Source organism: Hymenobacter koreensis, from assembly GCF_039541855.1.
Classification (GTDB): domain Bacteria; phylum Bacteroidota; class Bacteroidia; order Cytophagales; family Hymenobacteraceae; genus Solirubrum; species Solirubrum koreensis.
In genome coordinates this window covers 366,476-383,120 of the sequence record NZ_BAABHA010000002.1, presented here as the reverse complement: position 1 = coordinate 383,120, position 16,645 = coordinate 366,476, and the positions used below count along the sequence as shown (strand labels likewise).

General features: G+C 58.5%; 15 protein-coding genes. 8 read left to right on the top strand and 7 right to left on the bottom strand.

Annotated features, from left to right (window positions below; all coding sequences use genetic code 11):
- Positions 1-73: 73 nt before the first annotated feature.
- From ABD903_RS04535 to ABD903_RS04510, 6 genes are read left to right on the top strand one after another with little or no spacing between them, the layout of a single operon-like run.
- A complete protein-coding gene (locus ABD903_RS04535; RefSeq protein ID WP_345221799.1) occupies positions 74-760 on the top strand; it encodes a hypothetical protein in 687 nt (228 codons plus the stop codon).
- Positions 757-1,056 (top strand): winged helix-turn-helix domain-containing protein, encoded by a 300-nt coding sequence (locus ABD903_RS04530; RefSeq protein WP_345221798.1) that lies wholly within the window; start codon positions 757-759, stop codon positions 1,054-1,056. The genes ABD903_RS04535 and ABD903_RS04530 overlap by 4 nt, the downstream gene beginning before the upstream one ends.
- Positions 1,057-1,100: 44 nt before the next feature.
- On the top strand, positions 1,101-2,795 hold the full coding sequence (locus ABD903_RS04525; protein WP_345221796.1) for a DUF4153 domain-containing protein: 1,695 nt from the start codon (positions 1,101-1,103) through the stop codon (positions 2,793-2,795).
- A 29-nt stretch (positions 2,796-2,824) separates the two neighbouring features.
- Positions 2,825-3,625 carry a ferritin-like domain-containing protein gene (locus tag ABD903_RS04520; protein WP_345221794.1) on the top strand — a complete coding sequence of 267 codons (801 nt, stop codon included), beginning with the start codon at positions 2,825-2,827 and terminating at the stop codon, positions 3,623-3,625.
- A gap of 14 nt (positions 3,626-3,639) precedes the next feature.
- On the top strand, positions 3,640-3,780 hold the full coding sequence (locus ABD903_RS04515; RefSeq protein ID WP_345221793.1) for a hypothetical protein: 141 nt from the start codon (positions 3,640-3,642) through the stop codon (positions 3,778-3,780).
- Positions 3,777-4,115 carry a hypothetical protein gene (locus tag ABD903_RS04510; protein WP_345221791.1) on the top strand — a complete coding sequence of 113 codons (339 nt, stop codon included), beginning with the start codon at positions 3,777-3,779 and terminating at the stop codon, positions 4,113-4,115. Before ABD903_RS04515 ends, ABD903_RS04510 begins: the two co-directional genes overlap by 4 nt.
- Positions 4,116-4,218: 103 nt before the next feature.
- On the opposite strand, the gene ABD903_RS04505 is transcribed toward ABD903_RS04510, so the two are convergent.
- Positions 4,219-5,442: a hypothetical protein gene (locus tag ABD903_RS04505; protein WP_345221789.1), complete on the bottom strand. Its 1,224-nt coding sequence runs from the start codon at positions 5,440-5,442 to the stop codon at positions 4,219-4,221.
- Between the two features lie 455 nt (positions 5,443-5,897).
- Here ABD903_RS04505 and ABD903_RS04500 point away from each other — a divergent pair, with 455 nt between their 5' ends.
- Positions 5,898-8,156 (top strand): transglycosylase domain-containing protein, encoded by a 2,259-nt coding sequence (locus ABD903_RS04500; protein WP_345221786.1) that lies wholly within the window; start codon positions 5,898-5,900, stop codon positions 8,154-8,156.
- A 5-nt stretch (positions 8,157-8,161) separates the two neighbouring features.
- Here ABD903_RS04500 and ABD903_RS04495 read toward each other — a convergent pair whose 3' ends face one another.
- The 4 genes from ABD903_RS04495 to ABD903_RS04480 all read right to left on the bottom strand — a co-directional run bounded on the left by ABD903_RS04495 (position 8,162) and on the right by ABD903_RS04480 (position 11,780).
- Positions 8,162-9,397 (bottom strand): hypothetical protein, encoded by a 1,236-nt coding sequence (locus tag ABD903_RS04495; RefSeq protein ID WP_345221785.1) that lies wholly within the window; start codon positions 9,395-9,397, stop codon positions 8,162-8,164.
- A 210-nt stretch (positions 9,398-9,607) separates the two neighbouring features.
- Positions 9,608-10,534, bottom strand: a complete 927-nt coding sequence (locus tag ABD903_RS04490) for a TIGR01777 family oxidoreductase (RefSeq protein ID WP_345221783.1) — start codon at positions 10,532-10,534, stop codon at positions 9,608-9,610.
- Between the two features lie 177 nt (positions 10,535-10,711).
- Positions 10,712-11,380 (bottom strand): GTP cyclohydrolase I FolE, encoded by a 669-nt coding sequence (gene folE / locus ABD903_RS04485; RefSeq protein ID WP_345221781.1) that lies wholly within the window; start codon positions 11,378-11,380, stop codon positions 10,712-10,714.
- Positions 11,373-11,780 carry a 6-pyruvoyl trahydropterin synthase family protein gene (locus ABD903_RS04480; protein WP_345221780.1) on the bottom strand — a complete coding sequence of 136 codons (408 nt, stop codon included), beginning with the start codon at positions 11,778-11,780 and terminating at the stop codon, positions 11,373-11,375. The genes folE and ABD903_RS04480 overlap by 8 nt, the downstream gene beginning before the upstream one ends.
- 269 nt (positions 11,781-12,049) lie before the next feature.
- Between ABD903_RS04480 and ABD903_RS04475 the strand changes: the two genes are divergently transcribed.
- Positions 12,050-12,754: a DNA repair ATPase gene (locus ABD903_RS04475; protein WP_345221778.1), complete on the top strand. Its 705-nt coding sequence runs from the start codon at positions 12,050-12,052 to the stop codon at positions 12,752-12,754.
- 84 nt (positions 12,755-12,838) lie between these two features.
- Here ABD903_RS04475 and ABD903_RS04470 read toward each other — a convergent pair whose 3' ends face one another.
- Together ABD903_RS04470 and ABD903_RS04465 are read right to left on the bottom strand one after the other, a co-directional pair.
- Positions 12,839-13,462 carry an inorganic diphosphatase gene (locus ABD903_RS04470; protein WP_345221776.1) on the bottom strand — a complete coding sequence of 208 codons (624 nt, stop codon included), beginning with the start codon at positions 13,460-13,462 and terminating at the stop codon, positions 12,839-12,841.
- A gap of 3 nt (positions 13,463-13,465) precedes the next feature.
- Entirely contained in the window at positions 13,466-16,501 is a 3,036-nt protein-coding gene (locus ABD903_RS04465) for a M1 family metallopeptidase (protein ID WP_345221774.1), read from the bottom strand.
- Positions 16,502-16,645: the final 144 nt, after the last annotated feature.

Genomic DNA, 16,645 nt, shown 5'->3' with positions numbered 1-16,645 from the left:
ATAAAATGTGGGATGAAGGTATTGCGAAGAAAAAGGGAAACGTTAGCTTTGTCACACAAAGTGCTCTGAAAATATGAAGCCTGCCGTCGACCCGTTAGCCCAGCTTACCGAGATTCGCGCCATCATGGAACGCTCTTCGCGGTTCATTTCGCTCAGCGGCCTCTCCGGCATTGGGGCGGGCGTGGTGGCGTTGGCGGGAGCGGCGTTCGGGCATTGGTACCTCCACACGCAGTTCCGCGGCACGGGCGGCGAGGTGTACGGCAACTCGATAGGCGAAGCTTCCGGCTTCGTGCAGTTAATGGAAGGTTCCGAAGCCGACCGGCTGGCTACGTTGCCGTTTCTGCTGGGGCTGGCCTTGGGTACGGTGCTGCTGGCGTTGGCGGTGGCTTTCTGGTTTACGCGCCGGCGCGCCCAGCAAGACGGCCGCTCGTTGTGGGACGGCGTAGCCCGCCGCCTGTTCTGGAGCCTGGCCTTACCGCTGGTAGCCGGTGGCCTGTTCTGCATTCAGTTGTACGTGCGCGGCGCAGCCGGGCTGGTAGTGCCGGCCATGCTGCTGTTCTACGGAATGGCCCTGCTGAATGCCAGCAAGTACACCGTTGACGAAATTAAGCTGCTGGGTTATAGCTTGCTGGCACTGGGCTTGGTGGCCAGTTTGCTGCCTAACTATGCCTTCCTGTTCTTTGCGCTTGGGTTTGGGCTGGGCCATATTGGTTACGGCTTGCTCATGTACAACCGCTACGAACGCGCCCCTCGCCCGTGAAGCACGTAATCCACCAGCTCAACAAAGCCTTCGACCACCGCGTGCGCCTGGGCGTTATGGCCGTGCTCATGGCCAACGACGCCGTAAGCTTTAACGACCTGAAGGAAACCTTGGAGCTAACCGACGGCAACCTCGCCAGCCACGTCTCGGCCCTGGAAAAAGTAGGCTATGTGCTCGTGAGCAAACAGTTTGTGGGAAAAAAGCCCAACACTACTTACAGCGCCAGCAAGGAAGGTAAACAGGCGTTTCAGGACCACCTGAGCACCCTCGAAAAACTCCTCCGAAGCGACAACTAAATTTTTTTGTCCTTAAACTTTGAAATTCAAAGCACTTTCAAAATATGGATTCATTTCCCCTTTTTGCTTCCCGTGCCGTGGCGTTACCCGCCGGGGCTTCTGCTTCGGCCGCGTGGCCGGCGCCGCTGGTGCTTACTGCCGTTCAAAAACTGCTGCTGCCGCTGGGAGTATTGGTTTTTGATATTTTTTTCTGGAATCAGGGCGTAGGGCTGAACCTGGCACTGTTCACATTGCTGGCCGTGGTGGTACTGCTGGCTGGGCAACCCAAGGCCGCATGGAGGTCGGGGTATTTCCGGCTACTGCTGGGGGGCACCCTGGTAGCGTGTGGGGCGGTGGTCCTGTATGGCTCGGCGGCTGCGGGCATTGCCTGTGTGGGCTCGTTGCTGATGCTGCTGGGCTACGCCAACCAGCCACACCTGAAACTGCTGGCGTTGGCCTTGCTTACGGGCTTGGGTAGCGCGGTAGAAGTGGCCGCCGGGTTGCCCCGGTTGCTAACGCGTCCGCCCAAATGGCTGGGCCAAACCGGCCGGGTGGTTTGGTACGCTCGGCTTTTTCTGGTGCCGGTAGCGGTGCTGGCGGTGTTTCACTTCCTGTTTGCCGTGGCCAATCCGCGCTACGGCGCGCTAGCCGGTAAGGTGCTAAGCCAGATAGGAGAGTGGCTGGCTGCGCTGTTGCCGCAGCTTACGGTGCTGCACGTGCTGTTTCTTCTCATGGGGCTGGTGGTTACGGCCGGGGTGCTGCTGCGGGTGCCGGTGCCGGGGCTGGCGCAGTGGGAAGCCCGTTTCCCCGAGTTCATTCGCCGGCGCCGCGACGGAGTAGCTTCTTTCGGCGTGCGCCATCCAAATTTTCAGGCCTCGCGCTTTCGGATGGCCGATTTGCGCAAGGAGTACCTGGCGGCACTGGCGGTGTTTGGCTTGGTGAACCTGCTGCTGCTGGCTGTAAACGTGATTGACGTGCAATGGCTGTGGTTTGGCTTTGTGCCGGCCCCCGGTTTTAACCTTGCTCAGTTTGTGCACGAGGGTACTTACGTGCTCATTTTCAGTATTCTGCTGGCCATGGGTATTGTGCTGTGGTTTTTCCGGCGCAACCTCAACTTTTACCAGCCGGGCCTGCCTGCGCTACGCTTTGGCGCCACCGTTTGGGTGCTGCAAAACGCGGTGTTGGCCGTGTCTGTCGGGCTGCGCAACTACTACTACATCACGCACATGGGCCTAGCCTACAAGCGCGTTGGGGTGTGCTTTTTCCTGCTGCTGACGCTCTTTGGCCTGGCCACTATTCTGCTAAAAATCTGGCAGCGCCGCTCAACTTTTAGCTTGGTGCGGCTCAACAGCCTGGCGGCTTACGCGGTGCTCCTGGCGCTGGCGCTGGGCAACTGGGAAATCTGGATTGCACGCTACAACCTCACCAGTAAACGCGAGCATCCCAGCAAGAACCTCGCTCACCTCGACCTCGGCTTTCTGCTGCGCATGCCCGGCCGCGTGCTGCCCAGCTTGCTGGCCCGCCGGGCGGTGCTCAACGAGTACCAGCACTTCGGCGTGCAGAACACCTACCGCGAACCTGCCCGCGTGGACCTTGCCACCGCCCAACGCATGCTAGACGCCCGCGCAGCCGAGTGGCGGGCCGATTACGAAGCCCAGGCCAGTTGGCAGGACTGGACCTACGCCGACTGGGCCGCCTACCAAAGCTTGCGCAGGTCTGCCTCCGCCGTACGGGCGGCTGAACCCACGGCGGCTCGCTAATCATCCACTTTTCTAGCCTAGCTACTGCCATGACTTTTGCCAATTGGACTGCCTATTTCCGCGCCAACCAAACCCACCTCGACGACTTGAGCTGGGACGATACCTACCGCTTCACCGACCGGGAACGACGGGCCGTGGGCCGCTCTTTGCAGCACTTTCAGCGGGGTGAAAGCTCCGAGGGCAAGCACCTCTACCAACGCGCCAAAGACACCGGCAATGCCGATTACGTGGCTGCCATCCGGCTTTTCATTAGCGAAGAGCAAGCTCATGCCCGGGTGCTGGGCCGCTTCCTGAGCAAGCAGGGCCTGGCTTGCCTGCGCACCACCTGGCTCGACGGCGCCTTCCGGTGGTTGCGCCAGTGGGGCACGCTGGAGCACACCATTCGGGTGCTGCTCACGGCCGAAATCATTGCGGCGGTGTATTACCGGGCCTTGTACCACGCTACCTACTCCAGTTTGCTGCAGCAACTGTGCCTGCGCATCCTGCGCGACGAGGAAATGCACATCAACTTCCAGTGTTTTACGCTGGGCGAGGAACGCCGCAAAAGCAGCGCCGTTGGGTGGTGGTGGCGGCAACGGCTGCACGCGGTGCTAATGATGGGCACCACGGTGCTGGTATGGCTGAGCTACAACCGCACCTTGTGGGCCGCCGGCGTGGGGCCCGTGGGCTTCGCGGCATCCGTTTCGGCGGAATGGGAGCGGGCCATGGAAATGCTCCGCCACCCCGAAACCATTCGGGTGCGCGGACAGGAAAAAGCGGCTTCGGTTTCGGCCGATCAGGTCCAAGCCAACCGGCATCGTTCTGCCTCAACTCTGGCATTCGGCGCCTGACTCCTCCCTTTCCCATGGCTACTGTATTAAGCCCACTTGCCCACCTACTCGCTGCTGGCTTGCACTCCGGTGGCGAAGCCGGCCGCTGGATGGCCCGCGCCCAACAGCTTAAAGACACGCTCACCATTGCGGCACTTAACCACCAGAACCGATGAAGTGGGTGGCGCTGGTTTGGTCGGTGTGGGAAGCCCGTTCGGGCCGCTACCGCGCGGCATTTCTGCTGGGCGGGGCCGCAGTAGTGCTGGGCGTTTTGAGCCTGATTCTGGAAAATGAGCTGTGGTTGAACCCGGTGCAGCACCGGGAACAAACGCTGAAGCTGAGCCTGGCGGGGTTGTGCGTGCTGGGGTGGCACGCGCCGTATTTGCTATGGCGGCTGGCCGGGCAATTGCCGCAATGGTGGCTGCAACAGCTGTTCCGGCTGGTTTCCTTGGGTGGGTGGTTTCTGGCAAGCCTCATAACCTTTGGTTGCTGCGTAGCGCTGGTTTTCTAGCGGAGGCACCGGTAGTTACTCATTTGCTGCTAAGCCTCCTGCCAGTGGCACAGGTGTTTTACCGTCTGTAAGAACCACTAAGCCCAGTAGAAAATGTGCCGAATCAGTCAACAATGACGGCTTTTACGATAAAATTGCGCCGCGCCCCCGCGTTGTTATCCATATTACGCACGGCAATCGAAACGTTGTTATCATCAATGTGGCGGTAGGAAACCAGCAGGAGGGCGTCGTCACTGAAGTTCAGTATTTCAACGCCCGCCATAATCAGTGGCTTGCGGCCCAGGTTATGATTCCACACGAAGCGCGTGGTTTGAAAACCCAGCAACCCGCCGTTGGGCGCATCGGCACTGAAGGTGCGCGGACGTACCACAAAACCGTCGTTATTAACGGCCAGCAAGGTATTCCCGTTGCCAGCCCGGTCGCGAAGTTGTGCGTTGTTGGCTGCTACGTTGCCCCTCACGTCGAGCTGCTGTTCCGGGGCGGTGCTGCCGATGCCCACCCGGCCGTCGCCCGATACGTAGAGGTCAGTCACGAACTGGTTGCTGGCGGTTGCTGCTGCCAGGTCGCTGACGTTGGCCCGGCCGATTTCAAACGGCCGCGTGCCGGCGCGCCAGATGCCGGCTTGGCGGCCGGCGTACTTCATCAGCCCTACGCGTCGTTGTCCGCCTTCGTCGGCAATGAAGCCGCTGTTCTCGGCGTTTACGTACGCCGAGCCGTTGATTTCCAGGCGGAGGTCAGGGCTGGAGGTGCCTAGGCCCACGTTGCCGTTTGGGTTAACGCGCAGCCGCTCAGTGTAGCCCAATCCGGCTTGGTAGGTATAGAAGATGTGGGACCCGGAGGTAAAGCCTCCCGAACTTGGGCCAGCAATGTACTCGAAGGACCAGTCGAAGTTATGCCGGAGCCGGGAGCCGTTCAGGCCGGACGGGGTGAACAGAATTTTATCACTCTCGTTGCTCGAGAACCGCAGCGGTTGGGTGGCGGTGTGGTTGCCCAGGTTGTCGCCGGCGGTCTGCTGGTTGGGCAGCGCCAGCCACTGCCCGCCAAAAAAGTACCAGAAACCGGGGCGGGTACCATCGGTCTGAAACACCATGAGGCCTGCTGGCAAACCGCTGCTGCCCATGGCCGTGCGCTGGGCTTCGGTGAGGCGCGGTACGAGCAGGCCTTTATCGGTACTGCTGATGTCCAGCGCCGCCTTGGTATCGGGCGTGGTAGTGCCAATCCCTACCGATTGCGCATGAGTTTGCCCCACAACTACAAGGCCCACACTTGCAGTTAGGCTAAGCAACCGGAAAGCAGCAATGCGAGAGAAGACGTAAGCTTTTCTCATAGTAAAATATGAATTTAAGTACGAAGTCTGAAAATGAGATGTTTATGCGCTGTAATGCTGCAAACATAGCACAAGCCGTTCAGCTTCCGCAACTTAGTGGCCCTGCAAAAGCTATTGCGAAATACAATTGGCCCGGCAAAGGATAATGCGCTTCTGCCGGCCGCGGGCACACGCTAGTGGTGGTACAGATGGACTGCCAAGAGCAAGGCTTGCCGATTGATGCCGGTTCTTTTGCCGCGTGCCCCGGACCTAACCGGTATATTTGTATTCCCGCCGGCCTGCGAATGCGACTCACGCCCGGTGACTGCCGTCCAATGCCTCCGAAAGAAGCTCTGAAAACGAACCCTCTTCAGCCCCAGGTGGCACGGCCCAAACGGTCGTGGCCCAACCGCTTTTCGCGCTTGCTATGGGCGGGTTTTGCGGCCGCGGCTGGATTTTTCCTGCTCTTGCCCATCTTGGTAGCCACTAATTTTCTGTTCCTGTTTGGCAAGTCGCCGGGATTAGAAGAGCTGGAAAACCCCAAAGTGGAGCAGCCTTCGGAACTGTACACATCCGATGGTTTGCTCATTGGTCGCTATTACCGCGAAAACCGTTCGCCGGTGCCGCTCAGCAAAATGGCGCCGGTGCTCATTAAGGCTTTGGTGGCCACCGAGGACGTGCGCTATTACGAGCACGCCGGCATCGACCCGCAAGCCTTGGTGGGGTCGGTGTACGCGGCCCTGCGCGGCGACAAGCGCGGAGGTTCCACCATTACTCAGCAGCTGGCCAAAAACCTCTATAAAACCCGCCGCGGCGAAACCCGCGGCTTGCTGGGGCACGTGCCGGTGGTAAACACGCTCGTGGCCAAAATGAAAGAATGGCTGACGGCCGTGGAGCTGGAACGTCGCTACACGAAGGAGGAAATTCTGCGGATGTACCTCAACACCGTGGAGTACGGCTCGAACGCCTTCGGCATTAAAGTAGCCGCCAAAACCTTCTTCAGCACCTCGCCCGACAGCCTCACGCCCTCGCAGGCGGCCGTGCTGGTGGGCGTGCTTAACAACCCCACGGCTTACAATCCGCGCTTTCATCCCGAAGCCTCCACCAAACGCCGTAACCTGGTGTTGCAGCGCATGGGCCAGTCCGGTATTTTAACTGCCGCCGAAGTGCAACAGCTCCAGGCCGAGCCCATTGTGCTGCAGTACCAAGTGGAAAAGCACGTCGACGGGCCCGAAAACTACTTTCGTGGCGCTATCAGCTCGTTCGTGAATGCCTGGTGCGAAAAGAACGGCTACGACATGTACCGCGACGGGCTGAAGATTTACACCACCCTCGATTCGCGCATGCAGGCCCACGCCGAGGAAGCTGTGCAAAAGCGCATGAAGGCCCTGCAGCAGCAGTTCGACAGGTTCTGGCGTAACCGCGGCTCGAACCCGTGGGTGGATGAAGAAGGCAACGAAATTCCGAACTTCATCGAAACTCAGATCAAGCGCACCGACCTCTACAAGCGGCTGGCCGAGCGCTACAAAGGGCAACCTGCACGGCTGGATTCGGCCCTGAACGCCAAGCGCCCCATGAAGGTGTTTACCTGGAAGGGCGACGGTGACACCACGCTTATTCTGTCGCCGCTCGATTCGCTGGCCTATTACAAGCACTTTCTGCAAGCCGGCATGATGAGCATGGACCCGCACACCGGCTACGTGAAAGCGTGGGTGGGCGGTCTGAACTACCGTTTCTTCCAGTACGACCACGTAAAGCAGGGCAAGCGCCAAGCCGGTTCCACGTTCAAGCCCTTCGTGTACCTCACCGCCCTCGACAAAGGCTACGCGCCTTGTGACCGAATTCGGGACCAGCGCGTAACCATTAAGTACGTGGAGAACGGCAAGCCCATGGAGTGGCAGCCCGACAACGTAACCCGGGAGTACACCGGCATTAACATGACGCTGCGCCATGCTATGGCCCGTTCGGTAAACTCCGTAACGGCTCAGCTAACCGAGCGCGTGGGCTGGGAAGAAGTGGCCAAATACGCTCATAAAGTGGGTATTCGCAGCCGCTTGCTGCCGGTACCCAGCATCGGCCTCGGCTCGGGCGGCGACGTGAGCGTGTACGAAATGGTAAACGCTTACAGCACTTTCGTGAACGGCGGCTTCCGCACCGAACCGCTTATCGTAACCCGCATCGAAGACCGCAACGGCAACGTCATCAAACAGTTCGATCCGCAACAAAAGCGGGTAATTCCGGCCGAAACGGCGTGGCTGATGTTGTACATGCTGCGCGGCGGCATGGACGAGCCCGGCGGCACCTCGCAGGCTTTGTGGGAGTACGAGCTGTGGAAGAAGAACAACCAGATTGGCGGCAAAACCGGCACCACGTCCAACTACTCCGACGGCTGGTACATGGGCGTGACCAAAGACTTGGTTACCGGCGTGTGGGTGGGCGGCGAAGACCGCTCCATTCACTTCTTCCGCACCCAGCAGGGCGAAGGCGGCCGCATGGCGCTGCCCGTTTTCGGTACGTACATGGAGAAGCTCTACCGCGACCCAAAGCTCGACATTACCATGGGGCCGTTTCCGAAGTACGCGGGTAAAATCAACAAGAAGTACATCTGTTACACCGAAGACTATTCCCGCCCCAAGCGCGAAACCGTGCAGATTGATTCGATAGCGGTAGATAATCTGCTCGAACAGATCAACAGCGGTGCGGCGGACGTGCCCGATAGCCTGAAGACTCCGTAGCGAGTTTATCTGGCGTTCTGCGGTTTGCGCCACAGCACACGCAAAAGGCCCAGCAGTACACAGCTCCCAGCCAAGGACAGCAACTGAAACCGCCAGCGCCAGTTGGTATCCGCTTCCAACGGCTTGTGCAATGCCGAGGTGTTGCTCCAGGCAATAAAGGCGTCGGCTATGGGCAGCTTCCCAAAAAGGTAGGAGCGTTTGGCATTTGTGGTGCCAGCCATGCCGAAAGCCTCGATGCTGTTGCGCAAGCCTACGGCAAGCTCTGCATTGCCGTATTGCTGGGCAGTACGCCGACCCACTACCGAAGCTGCGCCACCTATGTCCCAAATCACGGGACCGGAGTCGATGTCGCCGGTGCCGGCCGAGCCCTTGGGATACTCGCGTATTCCCGGTAATCCTAAGCGTTGGTCTGCAAAATAATAGAGGTAGCGCGTGAAGTACTGCTGGCCAAACTTGGGGTCGATATCCATAAGTAAGCTGAGGATCAGGCTTTGCGAGGAGCCGCGGGCTGCCGCTCGAACCTGCCCGGTACGCGGTGCCGCCTCGTGCGGTATGAACCCCAGCGAATCGGTTCGGAGGCTAACGCGCCGTATCCACGACTGTATGGTTGTTTGATAAAGAGGCGAGTATAGTCGGTCGTGCAGGGCCAGCGCTGCCAGGCATACCGTGGCATCGGCGGGCCAAACCGCTCCGCTATAAGACTCAGGATAAGGAGAGAGACTGTCGGCTACGGCCTGGGCTATTTGCGCACAGGTGCGCTGGAAAAGCGCGGCTTCTGGTGTGCGCCGATCCTCTGGGGGTAACGTTTGCAAATGCTTGCCAAGCGCGTAGCCCAGCCAGCCGTTGTAAAATGCTCCGTAGGGTAGGGGTAATTCAGAATCAAAAACACTACGGGCCTGGTTCGATGCTATTTCCCGCACCGCCCATCTGCTCTCGGTAATGGCTTCGCGGTGCACGGTCGTGCCTTGCGGTACTGCTGCGCCAACCTCGCTCCAAGCCAAGCTGTAGAGCGCATTCAGAAACACGAAGCCTTCGGGGTAAAGCGCCTGCATCTCATCTGCGGCGCCTGTGTGTAGCTGCGTTTTTAGGTGGTGAAGCTGCGCCAGTACGTCAGCATCTAGCGGTTTGCCCTGCACCAATACAATCGGATGGTGGCGGAACAGAGCTGCGTTCAGATAGAATACACCAGCCAACCCAAGCAACAGCAATAGGCTTATACATGCTTTTCCAGCCTTGATCATGCCGGTAAGTTGCACCCGCCCGTTGGCAAACCAAATTTTGATCTGCTAGCTACCGCATAAGTAACGGTGCTTGCAGAGTAGATGGACTTTTTTGCCAACGCCTAGGTTCGTGCGGTGTCTTTTAGCCGAACTGCCTATTACGTCTTTAAGCAGCTGCAGAACAAAAGTGCTTGCGCTTTTCCGCGGCTTGCTTGGGCGCACCTAATTGCCTTATTCCTGGTCGCTGTACAGCGCTTCCAGAGCCGGTTTCAACAGTGGGTATTCAAACTGGAAACCTTGTTGCAGTACTTTCTGGGCACTTACGCGTTGGGAGGCCAGTACAATCTCGCTCATTTCTCCCATCATCAGCTTAAGGCCGAACTCGGGCACTTTGGGCAGTACCAACGGGCGGTGCAGCACATCGGCCAAGATGGTGGTAAACTCCTGATTGGTTACCGGGTTAGGGGCTACGGCGTTGTAAGTGCCCTGCCACTCGGTTTCCTCCATCATTTGAATAATCAGGCGGCAAAGGTCGTCGATGTGCACCCACGACATGTACTGCTTGCCCGAGCCCAGCGCCGCGCCGGCCAGTAGTTTAATAGGCCGCGCAATTTGGGGCAGGGCGCCGCCTTCGTGGCTTAGCACAATGCCAATGCGCGTTACCACAGTTCGAATGCCCAGCTCGGCAACTTGATGGGCTGCCTGTTCCCACTGGGTAGCCACGTCGGCCAAAAAGTCGTCGGCTGGGGCTGGAGGCGTGGTTTCATCGAGCAGGCGGCCGTTGGCGTCGCCATAAATGCCAATGGCCGAGGCCGATATGAACGCTTTTACGTGGTGCGGTTTCTCTCGCAGTTCGCGGGCCAGCAGGTTGGTGCCGCCCACACGGCTGGCCATAATGTCGCGCTTGCGTTCCTCCGTCCACTTGCCCTCCGACACGGAGGAACCGGCGAGGTTTACCACGTAATCGGGGTAAGCAATGGCGCCCTCATCAATTTGGCCAGTAGCCGGGTCCCAACGGAACGAGCAGTAATGGCCACGCGAGGTTTGCCGGCTCAGATGCGCCACTTCATACCCCGCATCAATCAGCATTTCGGAAAGGCGCATGCCAATAAGGCCCCGTCCACCCGAAATCAACACTTTACGCAACGACTGTTTCATAAGAATCGGCGGCACTACGCTTAGGCGTTAGCACCAAAAGGCCGCAAAGCTAGTCGGTGAGAATGAAAAAGCAGGAAGGCGAAGCAAACACCGAAGCAGCCACACTTTTAAACACCTTTCGGGGGCAGATGGTGCTACCGCTTTCAAGTAAGTCAAAGGGCTATTTGCCTAACCGACTCATTTGCCGATCAGCCGTAAAAACTCGCTGCGCAGCTTCTCATCCTCGCCAAACGCCCCACCGTACTCGGCCGTGATGGTGGAGCTACTTGTGTCGTTCACGCCACGGCTCATTACGCACAAATGGTCGGCTTCGATGAGCACGGCTACATCGTCGGTATGCAGGGCTTGCTTGAGCTCCTCCGCAATTTGACGGGTAAGCCGCTCCTGCACTTGTGGGCGCCGGGCGTAGTACTGCACCACGCGGTTCAGCTTGGAAAGGCCCACCACGTTGCCGGCCGGCAGGTATGCCACGTGGGCCTTGCCAATTATGGGCACGAAGTGGTGTTCGCAGCAGGAAAAGAGCGTGATGTCGCGCTCTACCAGCATGCGGTGGTAGTCGTAGCGGTTATCGAAGAGGCGTACTTCCGGGCGGTTTTCAGGGTCGAGGCCACGAAACCACTCGTTTACGTACATCTTGGCCACGCGGCGGGGCGTGCCTTTCAGGCTGTCGTCGGTTAAATCCAGCCCGAGCAAATCCATAATGTGGCGGAAGTGCTCTTCAATGCCGTCAATTTTCTCGTCGTTGCTCAGCGCAAAAGCGTCGGACCGCAGGGGTGTACGCAGTGCGGGAGTTAAGTGAGCATCGGCCGCCGCTTCGGCAGCCGTAGGGTCGGGCTTATCAGCCATGGTATTCTACAAAATTGCGGTCGGTCTCAAAAAGAGTGACCGATAGAGTCAGCTCGGACGCCAGGTGCGGCCGCAACCGGTTCCAGCAGGCCACGGCAATGTTTTCGGCCGTAGGGTTGAGGTGACGGAAATCCTCGGTGTCGAGGTTGAGGTTTCGGTGGTCAAAGGTATCCAGAATCTCGCGCTTGATGAGCGTGCTCAGGTCTTTGAGGTCGTACAGGTAGCCGGTTTCAGGGTTAGGCACCCCGGTAAGACGCACCGTGAGTACGTAATTATGGCCGTGGTAATTGGGGTTGTTGCATAGGCCAAACACTTTCGTGTTCTGCTCATCCGACCAGTCTGGACGGTAGAGACGATGGGCCGCGTTGAAATGTTCGGTTCGCCCGATGGTTACTTTCATAAGCGGCGTAACTTACGGGTGAGGGTTTTTGTTTCGAAGCCCGTTGAACGGAGCGGCCTTAAGAAGCGGAATGCCTTGAAAAGTGCAAAATGTTGCATGTATTCAATAAATGTTAGGTATTAACCAATAAAAGTAAAATCGTCGCAAAAAAATCGTCCCGAACGACTGGTGCATTGCAAAGGGGTGGTTAAATTTGATGTAATAGAAAGCCACAAGCCGGAAAGGTTTTCACACTCACACACTTACTTACACACCTCATTTTGCATCGTATGAAATCAGGCGTACTTCTTTCATTCCTTTTGTTCGCCCTGACGACTGCCGGCTTTGCCCAACGCTCGCCCGTCGACGAAACCGATATGGCCATCAAGGGTATTCCCCGTAAAGGCCAGCGCGTTACCGTACAGCTCGACAGCAAGCGCGTCGAAGACTCCTGGGTAAAGCTTCTCAACGAGAAAATTGGGAAAGTGAAAGTCGACAAGGGCGTTTACACCATGGATGGTGTAGTAGTGGATCCTATTTCCAAAACGCCGATCCGCGTAATCAGCAAAGTGGATGCAGTGCCCACCGGTACCACCGTTTGGTGGTCCATTGACTTGGGTAACGCATACCTGAGCAAAGACGCCACGCCCCAGCAGTGGAAGTCGGCCGAAAACTACCTGAAAGACTTTGCCCGTAGCCTCTACCGCGAAGACATTGCCCTGCAGGTGCAGGAAGCTGAAAAGGCTTTGGTAACCTCGCAGAACAACCACATGGCGGTTATCGGCAAGCAGGACATGATCAAGAAGGACATCGAGAAGAACAAGCTGCGCAAGACGGAAATCCAGCAGATGCTGGCCGAAAACGCTGCTGAACTCGTGAAGCTGAACAACTTGGTTGATGCCAACCTGAAAGAGCAGGAAGCCGCCCGTGCCGACATTGTGAACATGCGCGTGCAGCTGGAGTCGGTGAAAGACCGCATGAATAAAATCGAGTAGCACGACCGCACGGTTCGTCTGTGCTCATGCTGAAAAAGGTCCTGCTGATTCCAGCAGGACCTTTTTTATTTGGCTTACCATCACCTAACGACGTTGGGCCTCGCGTACCTGCCGCTCGGCGGCGTGTTCGTCGCGCCAACCTACTACGCGCACTTGGCCGCGACCGGCATGGTGCTGGTACCAGGTGTGCAGAACCTCGCGTACGCCGGGATACTGCGTGGTCAGTTCGTGCCATGAGCTTGCCGCGATTACCTGCTGGCTGGGGCGGGCAGGTACCGTAACTACCACTGTTTGCATCTCGCCCGCATTATCGAGCATGAGCAGCGCCACGGGCAGTACTTCCATTATTGTACCGGAAGGCTGGCTCTCGGCCAGCACCAAGGCCGTGAGTGTTCCTGTGCCCGTTCGCCGGGCTGTAGCCGAACCGCGCGTAGAGGGAATGAACCCCACATTGGCCGGGTAAGGCAAAAAGGGCACCACGCGGTCGGAGCCGGCCTGCTGAACGCGCCGGAAGTCATGGTCACGCGCGGAGTACCGGATTTCGTGGTTGGTCCCGGCAGGCGTTTCCACCACCACTTGTAGCAGGTTGCGCTCCTCGGAATACGTGGGTAAGTCCTCGTAGGAAGTGCGGCAACCAGCTACAAGCAGCGTGGCGCCCCCAACAACTGTCAGGCGCGCCACGGATAAGTAAAACGAGCGAAAAGGCATCGGCTAGTTGAAAGCTTGGTCGAGCAAACGTAGCGGATTCATTTTTTGCAAATCAAAAACAAAGCGGATGCGGTCGGTGAAATCCTTGCGGCCGTCGGGCAGGCCGTTGGTGTACTGCGACCCCACGATGGGTACATACAGGCGCAGGGCGCCATCTAAGGTCGACAGTGCCAAGCCGGCATCGTAGAACAGACGCTGGTTGCGCATGGGGCTGATCAGCTGCTGAGAATTGGTGACGCCCAGGTCGGCAAACACAATCAGCGGGGTTTTGGGCAGGTCGGTTTCCAGGTTTAAAGTGGCCAACCATTTGCGGCTGAATACGGGCAGAAATGCCTTGAAAGCACCGTCGCGGTCGTCACTTTGGTGCGTTTGGGCCGTCCAGGTATTCGAAATCTGCCGACGGTCGAGGAATGCCGTTTGGCGGCGGTAGTCCGGGCTGCCCGATAGGCCAATCACAAACGGCGAGTTAGGAAGCTGTGTCAGGAACCGGCCCCCAAACAGCCGCACGCGAAAACTGCGGTTCGGCGCATAATGATGCTCGTAGGTGCCCGTCATGCGCAGCAGCTGTGCGGCCTGCGAGTTCACGCCCAGCGAATCCGGCACGAAGGTATTGAACTCGATGTCGGCGCCGTACTTGCGCACTGCGTTACCGCCGGCCACGGTGTAGCGCAACGTGGGCACAAAGTAATCGGGCGAACCTTTGTAGTTGGCTTCACCCCGGACGCCCTCTTCGCTACCCATCTGGTTAATGCGGGTGTAAGCCACTTGTACTTGCTGGCGCGGATAAGCGGGCGTAGCGCGTCGGAAATCAAGCGTCAGGCTGGGTTCGTACTTGGTGTACCGCTCGAAGCGGGTGGCCAGGAAGCTGGTGGTAACGCGCTCTAAAACTCGGCCTGAAGCAATGGATGTCAGCTTTACCTGGCCAACGCCTTTAAGGTCCTTGCGGTTAAAGCTAAACATGGGCATGAGCACGTAGCTGAGCTTCTTCGGCACAAGTGGGTTGTTGTAGAACGCGGCGCCCAGCATCAGCTTGTCGTAGGTGTTAACACCCAGCACCGGCAGCCAATGGATAGCGGCTTGGTCCCAGCGTTCCAGACTCGCCAAGGGCCGTAGCTTGATGGGTTCAAGGCCCGGAAGCAGCCCGCTGAGCTGCCGGCGGTTGTCGCGGCGGTTGATTTCGGGGGAGAGGTACTGCGGGTCTATTACCACCGCCGCTACTTCGGCCGTGCGGCGGAAATTGAGCTGGGTAACGTCGGTGTCGAGTTGGTCGGAAGCCTGGGCTTCTGCCTCGGGGCCCCCAAAGGCCGGCGTCCAGAGGGTTTCCAGCACCTTGCCTTGGGCATCGACGGTGGAAACCGGCACGGCAAACGCCGCGTTCGATTCGTTACGCACCAACACCTTTATCTGGTCGTTGGTCAGCAGCAGGTCTGATACTGTGGCGTTGTAGCGGGTAGTGGTGTTGAGCATGGACTGGAAAAACCAATCCAGCTTTTGGCCCGAAGCTTCCTCGAAGGCCGCCTGCATATCGGCCGGAGCCGGGTGCCGGAATTTCCACCGGTCGTAATACAGCCGCATGCCTTGGTCGAACTTGTCCTGGCCGAGGTAGCCGGCCAGGTAGCGCAACAGCGCCGCCGATTTCTGGTACACAATGGCGCCGTAATTGTAGCTCGGGTATTGCGTTGAGGCCGTGTTGCCGGCTGGCTGGTCCAGGCCGCGGCTGGCAGGGGCCTGCCACGCGGCGTGCTCAATGGCATCGGGCGGCAAACCATCGAGGCCCAGCGCTTTTACCGGGAAACCCTGCATGGAGCCCATGAAGGTTTTGTTGGGGTCATCCTGGCGCTGTACCCGCGCTTCAAGGTAGCTGTTTACGCCTTCGTCCTGCCAAGGCTGGTCGCGTTCGTTCGAAGCCAGAATACCGTAAAACCAGTTGTGACCTACTTCGTGAATAATGGCCGCAGGCTCGGTAACCGTAACCATGGGGTATTCCATACCAGAGCCCGCACTCAGGGCGCCATCTACAGCGGTAGCGGCCGAGTAGGGATAGGGCCCAACCCACTTAGAGTAGCCAACCAGGGCCTTCTTGATATCGTCGCGGCGCTTGAGCCACTCGCCCGCGTTGCGGTTGGTGAACATCAGCCATGTGGTAACAGGCCGCGCCGTACCGGGAATCTGCACCGTATCCTTCAGCACGTTAAAACGCTTATCGGCAAACCAGGCGAAATCGTGTACCTGGTTTTGGGTGAAGCGCAGGGTTTTGGTGGTCGAAGCCGAAGCTGGAAAACTTACCTCGCTGCCGAAATCTTCGGCCTTGGCTTTTGCGGCCGATGCCAAGGCTAGCCGATCCAGACGAGCTATTTCGTCGGGATTCTGCAGCTCGCCGGTAGCGCCCACGGTGTAGTTTTCGGGCAGGGTAATGCGCACGTCAAACGAGCCAAATTCCGAGTAAAACTCGCCTTGGTCGAGGTAGGGCATCGGGTGCCAGCCGTCGCGGTCGTACACGGCCGGTTTAGGGTACCACTGGGTAATCTGGTAGCTCTGGTCTACGTGGCCCAGGCGGGAAAACGAATCGGGTAGCTTCACCCGAAACGGCGTACTGATGGTGGCGCGCTGACCGGGGGCCAGCGGCTGCGGCAGCACCAGCTTGGCCATATCGGGGTTTTTGGGGTCGTACTCCAGCTTGGCGGGCTGGCCATTCACTTTAAAATCGAGCTGGTCGATGTAGCCGCGCTGCTGCGCCGAGGCAAATTCAAACTTGCGCTTGCCCAGCTGGCGCTGCTGCCGGGCAAAGGCGGTGTGGTTGTCGCGGTAAGCGTTAGGCCACAAATGCACCCAAATAAAGGGCAAGGCATCGGGCGAGTTATTCACGTACTGCATTTCCTCTCGGCCCGTGAGCACGTGCTGCTGGTCGTCAAGGGTTACGTCGATGGAGTAGTTGACTTCTTGCTGGAAGTAAGGTCGGGTGGCGGCTGTCGGAGCAGTTTGGGCCAGCGCGGCAAGGGGCAGGGCGACCAGCGTCAGGCCGACCAATAGCTTGTGCATAGGAAATGGGTAAGGGAAGAGCGTGGCGAAAGTACGTGTTCGGAGCGGATGCCGTTGAGTTCGGTGGCAACTTGAGCCGCCCTCAGCCGTTAGCCAAGTCTGCGTTTGGTCCAACCCGGCCCGTATTCCGCACTCATCAACCAA

Excerpts from the sequence above, each read along its gene's own strand:
- ABD903_RS04535 (WP_345221799.1), top strand. The coding sequence starts at position 74 with ATGAAGCCTGCCGTCGACCCGTTAGCCCAGCTTACCGAGATTCGCGCC.
- ABD903_RS04525 (WP_345221796.1), top strand. The coding sequence starts at position 1,101 with ATGGATTCATTTCCCCTTTTTGCTTCCCGTGCCGTGGCGTTACCCGCC.
- ABD903_RS04520 (WP_345221794.1), top strand. The coding sequence starts at position 2,825 with ATGACTTTTGCCAATTGGACTGCCTATTTCCGCGCCAACCAAACCCAC.
- ABD903_RS04515 (WP_345221793.1), top strand. The coding sequence starts at position 3,640 with ATGGCTACTGTATTAAGCCCACTTGCCCACCTACTCGCTGCTGGCTTG.
- ABD903_RS04510 (WP_345221791.1), top strand. The coding sequence starts at position 3,777 with ATGAAGTGGGTGGCGCTGGTTTGGTCGGTGTGGGAAGCCCGTTCGGGC.
- ABD903_RS04505 (WP_345221789.1), bottom strand. The coding sequence starts at position 5,442 with ATGAGAAAAGCTTACGTCTTCTCTCGCATTGCTGCTTTCCGGTTGCTT.
- ABD903_RS04495 (WP_345221785.1), bottom strand. The coding sequence starts at position 9,397 with ATGATCAAGGCTGGAAAAGCATGTATAAGCCTATTGCTGTTGCTTGGG.
- ABD903_RS04490 (WP_345221783.1), bottom strand. The coding sequence starts at position 10,534 with ATGAAACAGTCGTTGCGTAAAGTGTTGATTTCGGGTGGACGGGGCCTT.
- folE (WP_345221781.1), bottom strand. The coding sequence starts at position 11,380 with ATGGCTGATAAGCCCGACCCTACGGCTGCCGAAGCGGCGGCCGATGCT.
- ABD903_RS04480 (WP_345221780.1), bottom strand. The coding sequence starts at position 11,780 with ATGAAAGTAACCATCGGGCGAACCGAACATTTCAACGCGGCCCATCGT.
- ABD903_RS04475 (WP_345221778.1), top strand. The coding sequence starts at position 12,050 with ATGAAATCAGGCGTACTTCTTTCATTCCTTTTGTTCGCCCTGACGACT.
- ABD903_RS04470 (WP_345221776.1), bottom strand. The coding sequence starts at position 13,462 with ATGCCTTTTCGCTCGTTTTACTTATCCGTGGCGCGCCTGACAGTTGTT.
- ABD903_RS04465 (WP_345221774.1), bottom strand. The coding sequence starts at position 16,501 with ATGCACAAGCTATTGGTCGGCCTGACGCTGGTCGCCCTGCCCCTTGCC.